Raw genomic sequence first — 16,316 nt, 5'->3', positions numbered from 1 at the left:
GAAGCGGGCCCGGGAGTCGGCGCCGCCCGGCCGGCACGCCCGGCGGTCTGCGGGGCGGCGACGGCAGGCCCCGCATTTCACGCCGTCGCTTTCTGCGTCATTTCCCTGCCGGCCCACCCGGATTTTCCAGTCGTCCACCGAAATCGTCGCGGGCGAGCCGTCGGGCGCCGCCGCATTGGCGGCGGCGGCCCGTGGTGGAGTCAAGAAGACGAAAATCACGCTTTCTCGGATTTCCCGCGCGGCCCGTCCCTTTGTAGGCTCTGTGGGCCGGTTTCCCGGCCCGGTCGGCGCGTGATTTCCGACGCCGAGGCACTACCCGCCACCCGTCCCCGCCCATCCAGAGGGGCGGCGCCGTCGGCTGCGGTGACGCGTGTCCGGGCATGCCGGGGCGCCGGCCAGGTCCATCGACGACACGACACGGGAGCACGACACATGCAGGGGACATCCGCAGCACGCTGCCGGGCGACGCCGGCCCGACGGCGCCTTCTCACCGCACTGCTCGCCGCCACGGTGGGCGTCGTCGCGGCGGCGCCCCCCGCCCGGGCCGCGGACACCGGCTACGTGTCGGCGACCTCGGTGGAGGCCCTCGGCGGCGACCTGTCCACGGTGAGCCCCACGGTGCAGACCACCTATTCCGGCGACCCGCTGCGCCCCGCCGACTACCTCAAGCCCATGGGCCCGCTGGGCCACTACGGGCTGATCGGCCCCTGGGGGCCGCTCGGCGTCGCCGGTCCGATCGGCGTCGAGCCGTGGCACCCGTCAAGCTGGATCACCGGGACGGCCTGGGACGACTGGGCAGGCATGCTCGGCTGGTACGGCGGGCCGATGAGCGAGTGGGGCCCGCTCGGCCCCGACGGGCCGCTGTCGCCGGAGGCGTACCACGGGACGCTGCCCAGCCTGGGTGACTTCAGCAAGCAGGTCCAGGCCGGCGGCGTGTGGGGCGTGCTGGGCCCCGTCGGGCCGCTCGGCCCGCTCGGCCCGTTGGGTCCACTCGGCCCGGCCGGCGCGCACGGGCTCGGGCGCACGGCCGACGGCGCGTACGTCACCAGCGGCGGCGCGGTACGCCGTACCGCGACCGTGCCGTACGGGACCTCCACCCGCAGCTACGAGCTGTACGAGCAATACCGCGACGAGTACGCCCGCGGTCTCGGCTACGGCAACGACACCTCGTTCATGGTGGAGCGCAGCACGCTGTCGCCCGGCAGCTCCGTCGACTACCGGTTCACCTCCCAGAGCACCCAGTGGGTCACCGTCAACGTCGTCCCGAAGTGGATGCGCTACGACCTCGCCACCCTGTCGGGGTACGTGAGCAGCGCCGCGACCAACCACCTGGACTACCCGAGCGGCGCGGCGGGTGGCACGGCGCTCGTGGACGACTTCGACCTGCGGCTGACCGATGACACGGGGCGGGTGCTCGCCGTGTCGAACTCCGTCGAGCTGGCCGACACGATCCAGGTCCAGGTTGCCGCCGGCACGCGGCTGAACCTGCGGGTGACCCACCACCAGCGTGGCTCCTACCTCGGCTACCACGACGGCTACCGGCTCTTCGTCACCGGCTCCACGCCGCACATCGCCGGCACCGACATCACCGGCGCCCACCAGCGCCCCGTCGGGACGGTGTGATCCCGCCCGGAGGTCGTCCCGCCTGATGCGCGGGCCGTACCCGGTGGCGCCGTCGGTTCGCTCCGCACGGCGCCACCGGGTGGCGCCGTGCGGAGCGAGGATCGAGGTCCGCTGCCGTAGCGCGCGGCTCCGTCGACAGGGTAGAAACATGCCACGTCGAGAGAGCGCTCTCACGGAGAGGACGGTCCACATGAGAATCCAGTCCACCCGCCGACGACGACTCGGCCGGGCGCTCGTGCTCGGCCTCGTGTTGACGACCGCCGCCAGCACGGCCGGCCCGGCCGCCGCCGGGCCGCCCCGCCCCGGCCCGCCGGACTTCGGGCCCCACGTGACGATCTTCGACCCAGGCATGCCGGTCGGCGAGATCCAGGCGACCCTGGACGCGGCGCACGCCCGGCAGGTCGACGACGAGATGGGCACCGCGCGGCACGCGTACCTCTTCATGCCCGGCACGTACGGCACCGCCGAGCAGCCGTTGCAGGTGAGGGTCGGCTACTACACAGAGGTCGCCGGCCTGGGCGCCTCCCCCACCGACGTCGGCGTCAACGGCAAGGTCGAGGTCTACAACCGGTGCCTCTCCGGCGGCGGCACGGGCAACTGCATCGCCCTGGTCAACTTCTGGCGCACCCTGTCCAACCTGTCGATCGCCGTCAACGCCGCCGGCCAGGACGGCTGCCGCTCGTCGGCCAACTTCTGGGCGGTGTCGCAGGCGGTGTCGATGCGTCGGCTCGACATCAGCGGCGGTGGGCTGTCCCTGATGGACTACTGCACGGCGGGCCCGCAGTACGCCAGCGGCGGCTTCATCGCAGACTCGCGGCTGCCCCTCACCACGAACGGCTCGCAGCAGCAGTGGCTGACCCGCAACAGCGAGGTCGGCGGCTGGTCCAACGCGGTGTGGAACCAGGTCTTCGCGGGCACCGTGGGCGCCCCCGACGACGCCGGCTTCCCCGACCCGCCGTACACCACGCTGCACACCACGCCGCTCAGCCGGGAGAAGCCCTACCTGTACGTCGACGCGAAGGGCGGGTACCACGTCCGCGTGCCCGCCGCCCGGCGCGACAGCCGGGGCATCTCCTGGGGCGCGGGCACGACACCGGGCCGGAGCATCCCGATCCGTGACTTCTTCGTCGCCCGGCCGTCGGACCCGGTGCACGTCATCAACCGCCAGCTCGCGCGCGGCAGGCACCTGCTGCTCACCCCCGGTGTGTACGACATCGCCCGCAGCATCGAGGTCAGGCGGCCCGACACCGTGGTCCTCGGCCTCGGCCACGCGACGCTGACCGCCGTGGACGGCGCCGTACCCCTGGACGTCGCCGGCGTCCCGGGCGTGGTCGTCGCCGGCGTCACCGTCGACGCCGGCCCCACCGAGTCGCCGGCGCTGCTGCGGGTGGGCCGCGAGCACGGCCGCAACGCCAGCACCCCACGCAACCCGATCACGCTGTCCGACGTGTACTTCCGGGTCGGCGGGCCGCATGTCGGCAGGGCGGACACCGCGCTGGAGGTCAACGCCGACCACGTCCTCATCGACCACACCTGGGTGTGGCGCGGAGACCACGGCGTCGAGGGCTTCACCGAGGGCGTGAACGGTGACACCGATCGCTGGCGGACCAACACCGGCCGCCACGGCGTCGTCGTCAACGGCGACCATGTGACGGCCACCGGCCTGTTCGTCGAGCACTTCCAGCGGTACAACACGGTCTGGACCGGCGAGCACGGCACGACGATCCTCTACCAGAACGAGCTGCCCTACGATCCGCCGACGCAGGCGGACTGGATGGACGGCGACGTTGAGGGCTGGGCCGGCTACAAGGTCGACGGCCGGGTGCGGCACCACACCCTGCACGGCGGCGGGGTCTACGTGTTCAACCAGAACAACCCGTCGATCCACACCGAGAACGGCTTCGAGGTGCCGGTGACGCCCGGCGTGCGGCTGCACCACGTCATGACCGTGAACCTCAGCGCCGGCACCATCGACCACGTGGTCAACGGCGTGGGCGGGCCGGCCGACCCGACCCGGGTCGGCGCGCCGGTCTACGTCGCCCGGTATCCGACGCCCTGAGCGGCGGCTCTCGGCACGGGCCGGAGCCGTGCGGCTGCGGCCCGTGCCGGCGGGCGTCAGCCGGCGCAGTTGTAGTTCTGCACCGGCTGGGTCAGCTTCTCCTGGCTGCCGAACTTCGCGTAGACCCGCAGGTAGCACGGCAGTTCGACGTCACCGTAGTAGCTCTGGACCGCGTTGTCGTAGTGCGTGGTGCCGCTCTGCGCGACCTGCCAGCCACCCGCGTCGCCCGACTGGATCTCCCAGTAGACGTCACCCGAACAGCCCTGCAGCCCCTGGGACCAGGCGATCATGTTGGCGCCGTTGTAGATCTCGGACTGCACGAGGGTGCAGCTCGCCGCCTGCGCCGGGGCGGCGCCGGCCAACAACCCCACGGTCAGCAGGGCCCCCGCTCCGACCGCTGACATCAGCTTGCGCATGACCAGTCTCCTCCACGATGGACGGTAGGTGGTCCCCAGGAGGGTAGTCGCTCTGGAGATAAGTTCCAAGAGGATCATCAATGGAGACGAAAACTTTTATCGAGACGTCCCGCCGCCGGCGAAGACGAGGTCGAGGTGGGCGTCCAACGCGGCGAGCGCCTGCTCGGCGGTGTAGTGGCCGCCGAGCAGGTGGACACCCAGCCCCTCCATCAGCGCCAGCACGCCGGCCGCGTACTCGTCCCGCCGGGGACCCGGGATGAGACCGGCGACGAAGGCGCGCAGCTGGTCGGTGTCCTCGCGCATGCCGGCGGCCACGTCCGGCCGCACCGCCGCGTAGGCGAGGAACGCCAGGGCGACCCGCCCGTCGGCGAGCGACTCCTCGGACAGCGGTAGCAGCGCGGCGACCATCGTGCGGAGCAGCAGCCGGGGCGCCGGGTCCTCGCCGAGCCGGGCGATCGCGTCGGTCACCCGGGCCTGGCTGCGCTCCCGCACGACGGTCATGGCGAAGGCCATCATCTCGTCCTTGGTGCGGAAGTAGTGCTGGACCATTCCGGCCGAGACCCCGGCCTCGGCCGCCACGTGACGCAGGCTCACGGCCTCCACGCCCTGACGTGCGGCGACGCGCATCAGGGCGGCCACGATCAGCGTGCGCCGTTCGTGGCGGTCGACCTTCTTCGGCATGGCCTCATGCTGTCACGACGCGGACGCCTCGCCGACCACCGACCGCTCCGTGGCCCCGGGGGCGGGGTGCGGGGTCACCGTGCCGGCGGCGGCGTCCACCGTGACGAGTTGGCCGGTCCGGATCCTGCGGGTGGCGTCGGGGACGCAGATGACGGCGGGGATGCCGTACTCCCGGGCGACCGTCGGGCCGTGCGCCATCACCGCCCCCGTCTCGGTGACCAGCGCGGCGGCGGTGAGGAACAGGGGCGTCCAGCCCGGGTCGGTGGTGGCGGCGACCAGCACGTCGCCGGGTTCGACGTGGGCGGTGGCCGGGTCGTGGACCACCCGGGCCGGGCCGGTCGCCCGGCCCGCCGCCGCGCCCACCCCCCGCAGGGCGCCGTCCGGGGCCGGCGGCGGCGCGAGGACGGCCTCGACGTCGGTGCCGTCGGAGAGCAGGGCCACCGGCACCGCCGGGCGGCGCAGTTCCCGCCGGTGCGCCGCGCGGCGCGCGGCGACCGTCGAGCGGTGGTCGGCGCCGTCGTGCACGGCCGCGTGCGTCTCGTCGAGGGTGAGGAACATGATGTCGTCGGGCCGCCCCAGCAGCCCCCGCTCCGCCAGCTCCGCGCCGACGAGCAGCAGTTGCCGGCGCATCTCCCGCAGCCGGTAGAGGCCGGCGAACTTGCCGGCCTCCCGCAGGCCGGCCAGCATCCGTGCCCGGCGCAGAAGGAATCCGGCGATCCGGCCACGGACCGGCCGGCGCCGGCGTGCCCGGGCGACGAGGTCCGCGCAGGCGGCCTCGGCGGCCACGGCGGCGCGGGCGAAGCGCCGGTCCGGGGCCTGCTCCGGGTCGGTGACCCGCAGGTAGTTGGCGATCATCGCGAAGACCGGGGTCGGGTCCTCGTCCCAGCGCGGCACCCCGAGGTCGACCTCGGCGACGGCGCGGTGGCCGTAGCGGTCCAGGAACGCCGCCAGGCCGATGTCGGGCAGCGTTCCCCGCGCGTACGCCGTGGCCAGGTCGTGCGGCGGGGTGGTGAGCAGCAGGTGACGATGCGCGGCGGCCTGCTGGCTCAGCCGCCACAACGCCAGGTCCATCTCGATGGTGACGTTGTGCGGCATGCCGCCCAGCACCGTGTCGATCTCGCCGGGGCCGGCCACGCCCCGCAGCAGCGAGGCCGGCAGCGTGGCGGCGAGCATCCCGGCGACGATCGGCCAGACGATGTCGTCGGGGCCGGCCGACGGGTCCTCGTCGCGCACGTACCGCAGCCGTTCGGCGGCGGTGTCCAGCCCGGCGGGCGCGGCCGAGCCGACCCGGAGACGTTCGACCTCCCGGAACAGTCGGGCCCGGGCGGCCTCCGGGCGGGCCAGCGCCCGCACGACCCCGGTCGCCGCGCGGGCGGCGGTCCGCAGCGCCGGGCCGGTGGCCCTACGCCCCGGACCGGAAGCCGGCAGCGGCGCGAAGCGCGGGTCGGCGAGCACGTGCTCCATCACCGCCTGGGCCCGCGGCCCGAAGTCCACCGCCATCAGCTTGACCAGCCGGTTGCGGGTCGACGGGTGCCGCGCGAGGTCGGTCAGGTCGCCGTAGAGGCGCCCGCCGATGTCGGTGATCTCCACGGTCAGGCCGAACGACGCCAGCATCGCCGCCACCAGCGACTTCAGGGTGGACATGCCCATTGGGGTGGCGGGTTGCCGCATGCCCTGCACGTGGCCGAACTCCAGGTAGACCCGGGGAGCCGGCCGCCCGGTCTCCGGCGGCAGCGGGAACAGCGTGGTGATCGGCCGCGACTGGAGCAGCCAGAGCACGCCCTGCCGGTCGTAGGCCCACTCGACGTCCTGCGGGCAGCCGAACCGTTCCTGGAGACGACGACCCGCGTCCCGCAGCTCGTCCAGCCGCTCGGCGGTGAGCAGGCCGGCACCGGCCCGGGGCGGTCCGTCGAGGATGTACCGCTCCACGGCGGCGCTGCCGTCCACGACGGCCGTGCCGAGCCCCTCGGCCGCCTCCACCATCATCTCGGTGCGGCAGCCGGTGAGCGGGTTGGCGGTGAACAGCACACCCGCGGTCACCGGGTCGACCATGCGCTGCACGAGTACGGCCATCCGCGCCGACGCGTGGTCGATCCCGTGGGCGTCGCGGTAGGCGACGGCGCGGGGGTCGTGCAGCGAGCGCCGGCATCCCTCGATCGCCGTCAGGAGATCGGCGATCCCGGTGACGGCGAGGAAGGTGTCCTGCTGCCCGGCGAAGCTGGCGTCCGGGAGGTCCTCCACGGTCGCGCTGGAGCGCACCGCCACCGGTCCCCCGCCGAGCCGCTCGTACGCCTGCGCGATCTCGGCCCGCGGCGCCACGCCCCGCTCGTGGGCGGCGGTGGTGACGCAGAAGCCGTCCGGCACCCGCTCGCCCGACCGCGCCAGCTCCGCCAGCCGGGCCGCCTTGCCGCCCACCAGCTCGGTCATGTCCCCGGTCACCTCGGACAACGCGATCACACGCATGCCGACCCCTTTTTGCAATACGCCTGCATTGCTATCACCGTACGTCGTTCGCAATGCAGGTGCAATGCCATGCCTCCGGCGACCCTCCCGAGCGAAACACAAATGGAAACCGTTATCGTTTCGGCGACCGCCCGCACGACTGTCCACCTGCCTCCGGAAGGACCCGCCAGCATGGCCCTCTCGCCCTCCGCCACGCCGAGGCTGACCCGCCGCGGTCTGCTCGGCGCCGCCGCCCTCTCCGCCGCCGCCTCGACCGGTGTCGCGCTGACCGGCTGCGGCGTCCACACCGGCCCGGACGCCGCCCCGTCCGGCCGGCCCCGGCGCGGCGGGCGGCTGCGGGCGGCGTTCGCCGGCGGCGGCGCCAACGAGACCCTCGACCCCCACCTGGCGAACCTGTTCAACGAGGCGTCGCGGGCCAAGGCGATGTTCGACAAGCTCGCCGACTACGGCCCCGACGTCTCCATCCGGCCCCGCCTCGCCGAAGGCTGGGAACCCAGCGCCGACCTCACCCGGTGGCGGATCACCCTGCGCCAGGCCACCTTCCACGACGGCCGGCCGGTACGCGCCACCGACGTCCTGTACAGCTACGCGCGCATCACCGACCCGAAGCGGGCCTTCCGCGCCCGGGCGAGCCTCGACATGGTCGACCTGGCCGCGAGCAGGGCGGTCGGCGACCGCGTCGTGGAGCTGGCCCTCAAGCGGCCCTTCGCCGAGTTCCCCAACGCCCTCGCGGCCTTCGGCGCCTACGTCGTCCCCGAGGGCACGGAGACCTTCGAGCGTCCCGTCGGCTCCGGCCCGTTCACGTTCGACACCTGGCGGCCGGGCCGGTCGCTGCTGCTGCGGCGCTACGCCGACCACTGGGACGGCGCGGCCCACCTCGACGAGCTGGAGTACCTGACCAGCAACGAGGAGTCCGCCCGGGTCAACGCCCTGCTCGCCGGCCAGGTGGACTACGCGCACGACGTCACCCCGACCACCGCCCGCACGTACGCCGCCGACCGCCGGATGACCGTCACGCGGATGCCGAACAGCACCATGCAGTCCTTCGCGATGAAGGTGGACCGTCCCCCGTTCGGCGACCGCGACCTGCGCGAGGCCATGTTCCTGCTGACCGACCGGCGGCAGCTCGTCGACACCGTGCTCGCCGGCTCCGGGCAGGTCGGCAACGACCTGTTCGGCAAGGGCTACCAGCACTACGCCGACGACATCGCCCAGCGCTCCCACGACCTCGACCGGGCCCGGTTCCTCGTCGACCGGGCCGGCGCCCGCGGCCTGCGCGTGCCGCTCGACACCGCGCCGGTGGCCAGCGGCTTCGTCGAGGCCGCCAGCGTCTTCGCCGAGCAGGCCAGGAAGGCCGGCCTCGTCGTCGAACCGAGGATCGGCGACAAGGACACCTACTGGAGGGACATCCTCGGCTCGGGCGTGCTGGCCTCGTACCGCTCCGGCGCCATGCCCATCGAGACGCACATCTCCCAGCGGCTGCTCACCCACTCCACCACCAACGCCACCAGGTGGGCCCGGCCCGACTTCGACGCCCACTACGCCAGGGCCGTCTCCAGCGCCGACGAGCAGACCAGACGGCAGGCGTACGGCGACATGCAGCGCATGCTGCACGCCGAGGGCGGCTTCCTGATCTGGGGCTTCGCCGACTTCCTCGTCGCCACCAGCCCACGCGTCGGCGGCGTCTCGGCCGACGCCCCCGCCAACACCCTCGACTGGGCCCGCTTCGACAAGGTCTGGCTCGGATGAGCCTGCCCCGCTACGCCGCCCGGCGGCTGCTGCTCGGCGTCGGGCAGGTCGTCGGCGTCGCCACCGTCGTCTTCGTGCTCACCGAGGCGCTGCCCGGTGACGCCGCCGTGGTGATCGCCGGTGACCAGCCCGATCCGGCCCGCATCGCCCTGATCCGCGCGCACCTGCACCTGGACCAGCCGGCCTGGCAGCGCTATCTCGACTGGCTGACCGGCCTCCTGCGGGGCGACCTCGGCGTCTCGCTGGTCTCCCAGCGGCCGGTCGCCGAGCGGCTCGCCGACAGCGCCGGCGCCACCGTGCTGCTGGCGGCCCTCACCCTGACGGTGCTGGTGCCGCTGGCCGTGGGCGTCGGCATGCTGGCCGCCCGGCGCGAAGGGGGCCGGCTCGACCGGGCGCTGTCCGCCGGGTCCGTCGCCCTGTACGCCATGCCGGAGTTCGCCCTGGCGATCCTCCTCGTCGCCGGGTTCGGCGTACAGCTCGGCTGGTTGCCGCCCACGGCGTTCGGCGCCGACCTGTCCGCGCGGCCGGCCGTCCTCGTCCTGCCCCTGCTCGTCCTGCTGGCCCGGCCCGTCTGCACGATCAGCCGGCTCACCCGGGCCGGCATGGTGGACGCGCTGCGCGCCGAGCATGTCGGGCACGCCCGGCGGCTCGGCATCACCGGCGGCCGACTCTGGCTGCGCCACGCGCTGCCCCACGCCCTGGCCCCGGTGGCCCAGCAGCTCGCCCGCACCACCGACTGGCTGCTCGGCGGAGTCATCGTCGTCGAGGCGGTGTTCGTCATACCCGGTCTCGGCACCGCCCTCGTCGACGCCGTCTCCACCCGGGACGTCCCCACGGTCCAGGCGCTGTGCGTACTCGTCGCCGTCACCGCCGTGGCCGTGAACCTGACCGCCGACCTGGTGGCGTTCCGGCTCGCGCCGCGTACCGGAGCCGTCCGGTGAGGCCCCCGCTGCGTACGCTCGTCGCGGGCCTGCTGCTCGCCGTGCCGCTCGGCCTCGCCGTGCTCGGCCCCGCCCTGGCCGGCGACGCCGCTCCCCGCGGTCTGCCGTTCGCCCCCGAGGGGCCGCTCGGCACCGACTTCGTCGGCCGGGACGTCCTGCACCAGGTGCTGCTCGGCGGCCGGTCCGTGGTCCTGGTGGCCGTCGCCGCCACCCTGCTGGCCTACCTCGTCGGGGTCCCCGTCGGCCTGCTCGCCGCGACGACCCGCCGCCGGTGGGTCGACGAGATCCTCATGCGCCCGCTGGACCTGGTCCTCGCCGTGCCGTCCCTGCTGCTGCTGATCCTGGTGGCCGCCGTCGCACGGCCCGGGCCGGCCACCCTCGTCGGCGTCGTGGCGCTCGTCGCCCTTCCCGAGGTCGCCCGGGTCACCCGGGCCGCCGCCCTGCCGCTCGCCCACGGGCCGGCGATGGAGGCGATGCGCCTGCACCGGGAGACGTGGTGGCGCCGGGCCGGCGGGTACGTGGGGCGCGGCGTCCGGCGGGTCCTGCTCGCCGACGCCGGGGTCCGGTTCGTCGGCGCGGTCTACCTGGTCGCCACGGCCAGCTTCCTCGGCGTCGGTGTCGCCCCCGACGCCGCGGACTGGGCCGTGATGGTCGACCGCAACCGCACCGGACTGTTCCTGCAACCGTGGGCCGTCGTCGTACCGGCCGCGCTGGTCGTCGCCCTGGCGGTGGGCGTCAACCTGGTCGCCGACCAGGTGCTGGCCGCCCGCGCCGACCCGGCCCCGCCGCCCGGGGACGCGGAGCCGCCCGCCCGGGGCGCCCGCCCGCCCCGCCGGGACCGCCGCTCCGGCCCGCAGGCTCCCGGAGCCGATCGGCGACCACCGCCCGGCGGGCCGCTCCTGCGGGTACGGCGACTGACCGCCGCGGCCGGGCAGCGGCGGCTCGTCGACGGGGTGTCCTTCGACCTCGCCGCCGGGGAGATCCTCGCCGTCGTCGGCGCGTCGGGCAGCGGCAAGACCACCACCGGCCGGGCGCTGCTCGGCGAGACCACGCCGGGCGTCCGCCTCACCGGCGGGATCGCGCTGGCGGGCTCGGCCGTCGCCGCCGGCGCGCCGCCCCCGGCCGGCACCGTCGGGTACGTCCCCCAGCAGCCCGCCGTGGCGCTCCATCCCCTCCGCCGCGTCGGCGCCGTGCTCGGCGAGATCGCCCGGCGCCACCCGCCCGGCCGGACCCGCCGCGCGCGTCGACAGGCGGTGGCCGACGTGCTCGACCGGATGGCCCTGCCCACCGACCGCCGGTTCCTGCGGCGCTTCCCCCACCAGCTCTCCGGCGGGCAGCAACAGCGGCTGGTCATCGCCCACGCCCTGCTCTCGCGGGCGGTCCTCCTCGTCGCCGACGAACCCACCACCGGGCAGGACGCGCTCACCCGCCGCGACGTCGCGCGCGAACTGACGGCGCTCGCCCGCCACGGCATGGCGGTGGTCCTGCTGAGTCACGACCTGCCTCTCGTCCGCGCCGTCGCGGACCGCGTCCTGGTGCTGCGCCACGGGACCGCCGTCGCGCAGGGCCCGACGGCCGAGGTCCTGGCGGCGTGGGACCACCACGACCGGGAGGCGGCACCCGTCCCGCCGACCCGGGGCCCGGCCGCCGGCCGGGACGTCCCGCCGCTGCTCGCCGTCACCGGCCTCGTGGCCACCCACCGCCACGGGGGTCGCCGGCGCACCGTCGTCCACGGCGTCGGCGCGACGGCCGCCGCCGGGGAGTGCCTCGCCGTGGTCGGCCGGTCCGGCAGCGGCAAGACGACGCTGGCGCGCTGCGTCGCCGGGCTGCACCCGCCCACCGGCGGCCGGGTCGCGCTCGCCGGCCGACGCCTCGACCCGCACCTCGACCGGCGGGACCGGCGCGACCTCGCGGCCGTCCAGTACGTGTTCCAGGACGCCCGGGCGAGCTTCGACGCGTACCGCCCGGTCCTCGACCAGGTCGCCCGCGCCGCCCGGCGCCTGCGGGACGCCACGGACGCCGAGGCCCGGCACACCGCCCTGCGCCTGCTCGACCAGGTGGGCCTCGCCGAACACACCGTCGCCGGCACGCCCGACCGGCTCTCCGGCGGGGAGTTGCACCGCGCGGCGCTGGCCCGCGCCCTCGCCGGCGAGCCCCGCGTGCTGATCTGCGACGAGATCACCGCCGGCCTGGACGGCGACGCCCGGGAGCGCATCCTCGCGCTGCTGGACGACCTACGCCGACGCCGCGACCTGGCGCTGGTCGTGATCAGTCACGACCGCGACGTCGTGGCCCGCCTCGCCGACCGGATCGTCGTGCTCGACGGCGGACGCGTCGTCGAGCAGGGACCCGCCGACGCCCTGCTCGGCGCGGCCCGACACCCGCTGACCCGCGCGCTGCTCCCCGCCGCCGCGGAGCGTCGGCAACGGGACGACGAGGAGTGGCGGGCGGATCCGGCGGCGACACGATGAGGGGAGAGACCATGCGGCAGTACCGACACGGCGTGGGCGCGTACGAGGTGCGGATGGCCGACGGCCGGCACCTCGACGGGGCCCGCAGCGTCATGCTCGACACGTTCTACCGGGAGTTCGGCCACGGCTACCGCCCCGACTGGCACCACGACGTCATCGACCTGGCCGGCACCTACCTGACGCCGCAACCGCACGCCCTGTTCGTCGCGACCCGGGGCGACGAGGTCGTCGGCACCACCGCCGTCCGCGCCGCGGCGCCGAAGAGCCCACCGCACCCGCGCTCCCTCGCGGAGCGCTTCCCCGAGGAGTCCACCGCGCAGCTCTTCCGGGTCTACGTCCGGCCCGAGCACCGCCGCCGGGGGCTCGCCCGCGCCCTCGTCGGTCTCGCCGTCGACTTCGTCGGCCGGCAACCCCGCTACCGGGAGCTGTACCTGCACACCGACACCCGGGTCGACGGTGCCGAACGGTTCTGGCGGGCGGTGGCCGAGCCGGTGCACGACGCGCGTGACGGCCGGGCCGACACCCACCAGACCGTCCACTTCCGGATCCCGCTGGCCGGCCGCCGACCGCGGGCGTAAGAATCCTTCCAGTCATCCATTGACTTCGATGATTTACGCCACAACAATCACCTCCTATATCGATGAACGTCGCTGTTGATCGGATCTGGAGGGGAGGTACCCGTGGTTGCTCTGAGAGGCGAGGTGTCGTGGTTCTGCTGCGGCAACGCCTGGGGTCCCTGCGGCTCGGCCGGTGGTGGTGCCTGCGGCACCTGTTCGTCCGGCAACTACCAGCACGCCTGGCCGAACACCTCGGACGCGTGCCTGGCCATCACCCGCCCGCACGTCTGCGGGATCAGCGGGATGAGCCGCCGCGGCTGCGGCTTCCGGCACTACACCACCAACCTCTGCAACGGTGCCCGGGTCGGCACCGCCATCGCCGACTGCGGCCCGCAGACCGACCTCTTCTGCGGCGAGCGCACCTGCTGCGGCTCGGCCTGCGGCAGCAACCGGATCATCGACCTGACGCCCGCGGCGTACAGCGCGATCGCCAGTCTCTCCACCGGGCTGCGGCCCTGCTCGGTCGACAGCGTCTGAACGGGAGGACCCCATGGACCAGACCCTGAGGCGCCGCCGGCTGCTCGCCACCGCCGCGCTCGGCGGCGTGGTCGGCGCCACCGGGCTCGGCTCGCTCGCCCCCGAGGCGGCGTTCGCCGCCGACGCCGCGGCCGTCGAACCCGGCACGCCGGACCCGAACTTCGCCGAGGGCCGGATCAGCACGATCTCCGGCAACATGCTGCTGGTCACCGGCTCGGACACCGTGCTCCACTCGATCCGGATCACCGACGGCACGAGCATCTGGAAGCTGCACCCGACCACGTTCGACCGGGTCGCCGTCGGCGACGGGCTCTACGCCCGCGGCGTCCGCCTGCCCGACGGCACGCTCGCCGCGGACGCCGTGTGGGTCAACATCGTCAACCTGCACGGGCACATCGCGGCGGTCGGCCGCAACGTGCTGCACCTCGACCACAAGGGCCGTCGGATCGTCGCGCACGTCGTGCCGGACCGCTCCGCCGCCGTCTACAACGGCACCCCGGCCGTCAGCGACATGTCGCTGCTGCGGGTCGGCCGGCACGTTCAGGTGCTCGGCGCCTGGCACCCGGACACCAACGAGATCGACATCGCCACCGTCTACGCCGCCGCCTGACGGCGCGGCCTCCGGGCGCTACGCAGCCGCGGACCGCCCGGAGGCCGCCCGCCGGACCACCCGATGGAGACCACATGTTCGACATGATCGCGGCGCTGCAACCGCTGGTCGTCGGCGCGGTGCTGATCTGGTCCGCCCGCGTGAAGCTCTTCAGCCGGCACGCCGCCGCGGCGGCCGGCCGGTCGGCGCTCGTCCGCCTGCTCGGGCAGCACCGGGCGCTGCCCGCGTACCGGCTGCTCGGCGGTGTCGAGCTGGCCCTCGGCGCGCTGCTCGTGCTGCCGCCCGCGCTGCCCCTGGAGGCGGTCGGCGCGGCCGTCCTGACCGCCGGGTTCCTCGCCTACCTGACGTACGCCCGGCGCGCCGCCCCCACCTCCTCCTGCGGGTGCCTGAGCGCCCGGCCGACCCCGGTCTCCGGCCGCGGCCTGGCCCGGGCCGGGCTGCTGCTCCCGGCGGCCGGGCTGGCGGGGCTGGCCGACGGCGGCTGGGCGGGCGCACTCACCGGGCGGCCGGTGGCCGGCGGCGCCGTGCTGGTCGCCGAACTGGCCGCGGTGGTGGCGCTCTCGCCGGAGCTGGACGCGGCCTGGCTGCTGCCGCTGCGCCGGCTGCGCGCCCGGCTGACCCATCCGCTGCGCGGCGGCACCGGCGTGCCGCTGCTGGCCACCGTGCAGCAGCTCCAGCTCAGCGACGCCTACCGGCGGGTGGCCCCGCTGCTCCGCTCCGACGTGCGGGAACACTGGGACGACGGCGACTGGCGCTTCGTCGGGCACGCCGCGCGCTACCGGGGCCGCCCGGCGACCGCGGTGTTCGCCGTGCCGCTGGCCGACCGGGAGCCCGACGCCGTGCGGGTCGCCGTGGTCGACGACGCCACCGGGCACACCCTGCTCAGCCTGGCCGCCGCGCCGCCGCCCGCCGGCCCTCGGCTCTCCGTCGCGCCGGTCTGACGCCTCCCCCACGTCACCCTCGGGCGACCGGCGTCAGGGCTGGAAGCAGTACCCGCCGGGGCTTCAGTCGGCGGTCAGCCAGGCGCGGATCTCGTCGCCGTGCTCGTCGAGGCGGGGCGGCGGCAGGTCGTACCGGGGCGGCGTGGCGGAGAAGCCGATCGGGTTGCGGACGCCCGGCACCCCGCCGACGGTGACCACCGGGTCGAGCCCGAGGTCCCGGGCCAGGGCGACGCCGCCGTCGACCGTGTTGATCGGGGCGCACGGTACGCCCGCCGCGCGCAGGTCCCGGAACCACTCGTCGCGGGTGCGCCGGACCAGCCGCTCGACCAGCATCGGGCGCAGGACGTCCCGGTTCGCGGTCCGGTCGGGGTTGTGCCGGAACCGGGGGTCGTCGGGCAGCCCAGGCAGGCCGAGCACCTCGCACAGCTTCCGGAACTGGCCGTCGTTGCCGGCGATGACGACGAGGTCGCCGTCGGCGGCCGGCAACGGCTCGTACGGGAACAGGCTCGGGTGGGCGTTGCCCATCCGGAACGGCACGGCGCCGGCGGCGACGTGGCCGCTGGCGTGGTTGACCAGGCCGGACAGCGCCGAGGAGAGCAGGTTCACCTCGACGTGCTGGCCGACGCCGGTATGGGCGCGGTGGTGCAGGGCGGCGAGGATGCCGAGGGCCGCGTGCAGACCCGCCATCACGTCGAACACGGCGACACCGGCCTTGTACGGCGGGCCGTCCGGCTCGCCGGTGAGGCTCATCAGGCCCGACGCGGCCTGGACCACGAGGTCGTAGCCGGGCAGGTCCGCGCCCGCGCCGGTGCCGAAGCCACTGATCGAGGCGTAGACGATCCCTTCGTTGTCGGCGGCGACGCCGTCGTAGTCGAGGCCGAAGCGCTTCAGCCCGCCGGGGCGGAAGTTCTGGATCATGACGTCGGCCCGCCGGACGAGTCGCCGGGCGACGTCGAGGTCGTCGGGGTCGGCGAGGTCGAGGACCACCGAGCGCTTGTTGCGGTTGACGCCGAGGTAGTAGGTGGACGTCCCCTCCCGGACCGGCGGCATCCAGGCGCGGGTGTCGTCCCCGCCCGGGCCCTCCACCTTGACCACCTCGGCGCCGAGGTCGGCGAGCAGCATGGTCGCGTACGGCCCGGCCAGGACCCGCGAGAAGTCCGCGACGAGGATGCCGCTCAACGGCCCGGCCTGCTGCTCCGCCATCGCCCCTCCCCTTACCCGCTGCCGCCGCGGGCGCGCGCCGTCGGGTGCGGGCGTTTCGCCGTCCG

General features: G+C 74.8%; 13 protein-coding genes. 9 read left to right on the top strand and 4 right to left on the bottom strand.

The features are described 5' to 3' along the window. The first annotated feature begins 432 nt into the window (after nt 1-432). A complete protein-coding gene (locus ACGFZ2_RS16290) occupies nt 433-1,623 on the top strand; it encodes a hypothetical protein (RefSeq protein WP_393454214.1) in 1,191 nt (396 codons plus the stop codon). Nucleotides 1,624-1,813: 190 nt separating this feature from the next. Continuing rightward, entirely contained in the window at nt 1,814-3,682 is a 1,869-nt protein-coding gene (locus ACGFZ2_RS16285; RefSeq protein ID WP_393454211.1) for an adenylyl cyclase, read from the top strand. Nucleotides 3,683-3,738: 56 nt separating this feature from the next. Here the strand turns inward: ACGFZ2_RS16285 and ACGFZ2_RS16280 are convergent, their stop codons facing one another. The 3 genes from ACGFZ2_RS16280 to ACGFZ2_RS16270 form a co-directional block, all read right to left on the bottom strand. Beyond that, a complete protein-coding gene (locus ACGFZ2_RS16280; protein ID WP_357702788.1) occupies nt 3,739-4,098 on the bottom strand; it encodes a hypothetical protein in 360 nt (119 codons plus the stop codon). 96 nt (nt 4,099-4,194) lie between these two features. Beyond that, on the bottom strand, nt 4,195-4,779 hold the full coding sequence (locus ACGFZ2_RS16275; RefSeq protein ID WP_393454208.1) for a TetR/AcrR family transcriptional regulator: 585 nt from the start codon (nt 4,777-4,779) through the stop codon (nt 4,195-4,197). A gap of 12 nt (nt 4,780-4,791) precedes the next feature. After that, nucleotides 4,792-7,242, bottom strand: coding sequence for a PEP/pyruvate-binding domain-containing protein (locus tag ACGFZ2_RS16270; RefSeq protein WP_393454205.1), 2,451 nt, complete (start codon nt 7,240-7,242; stop codon nt 4,792-4,794). Nucleotides 7,243-7,413: 171 nt separating this feature from the next. Here ACGFZ2_RS16270 and ACGFZ2_RS16265 point away from each other — a divergent pair, with 171 nt between their 5' ends. From ACGFZ2_RS16265 to ACGFZ2_RS16235, 7 genes are all read left to right on the top strand, one after another. Next, nucleotides 7,414-8,991, top strand: coding sequence for an ABC transporter substrate-binding protein (locus ACGFZ2_RS16265; RefSeq protein WP_393454202.1), 1,578 nt, complete (start codon nt 7,414-7,416; stop codon nt 8,989-8,991). Next, nucleotides 8,988-9,932, top strand: a complete 945-nt coding sequence (locus tag ACGFZ2_RS16260) for an ABC transporter permease (protein WP_393454199.1) — start codon at nt 8,988-8,990, stop codon at nt 9,930-9,932. The genes ACGFZ2_RS16265 and ACGFZ2_RS16260 overlap by 4 nt, the downstream gene beginning before the upstream one ends. After that, complete coding sequence (locus ACGFZ2_RS16255) at nt 9,929-12,403, top strand: ATP-binding cassette domain-containing protein (protein ID WP_393454196.1); 2,475 nt, start codon at nt 9,929-9,931, stop codon at nt 12,401-12,403. Before ACGFZ2_RS16260 ends, ACGFZ2_RS16255 begins: the two co-directional genes overlap by 4 nt. An 11-nt stretch (nt 12,404-12,414) precedes the next feature. After that, the gene (locus ACGFZ2_RS16250) at nt 12,415-12,981 is read left to right on the top strand and encodes a GNAT family N-acetyltransferase (protein WP_393454193.1); all 567 of its coding nucleotides are present in this window, start codon (nt 12,415-12,417) and stop codon (nt 12,979-12,981) included. Nucleotides 12,982-13,083: 102 nt separating this feature from the next. Next, entirely contained in the window at nt 13,084-13,497 is a 414-nt protein-coding gene (locus ACGFZ2_RS16245; RefSeq protein ID WP_350708163.1) for a hypothetical protein, read from the top strand. A gap of 13 nt (nt 13,498-13,510) precedes the next feature. After that, nucleotides 13,511-14,107, top strand: a complete 597-nt coding sequence (locus tag ACGFZ2_RS16240) for a cell wall protein (protein ID WP_393454190.1) — start codon at nt 13,511-13,513, stop codon at nt 14,105-14,107. 74 nt (nt 14,108-14,181) lie between these two features. After that, a complete protein-coding gene (locus ACGFZ2_RS16235; protein ID WP_393454187.1) occupies nt 14,182-15,048 on the top strand; it encodes a MauE/DoxX family redox-associated membrane protein in 867 nt (288 codons plus the stop codon). Between the two features lie 63 nt (nt 15,049-15,111). On the opposite strand, the gene ACGFZ2_RS16230 is transcribed toward ACGFZ2_RS16235, so the two are convergent. Further along, the gene (locus tag ACGFZ2_RS16230; RefSeq protein ID WP_393454184.1) at nt 15,112-16,251 is read right to left on the bottom strand and encodes a CaiB/BaiF CoA transferase family protein; all 1,140 of its coding nucleotides are present in this window, start codon (nt 16,249-16,251) and stop codon (nt 15,112-15,114) included. Nucleotides 16,252-16,316 lie beyond the last annotated feature (65 nt).

It is taken from the genome of Micromonospora sp. NPDC048063 (assembly GCF_043202855.1).
GTDB lineage: Bacteria > Actinomycetota > Actinomycetes > Mycobacteriales > Micromonosporaceae > Micromonospora.
Note: the sequence above shows the minus strand (reverse complement) of the source record. Positions and strands in the feature narration are given on the sequence as shown.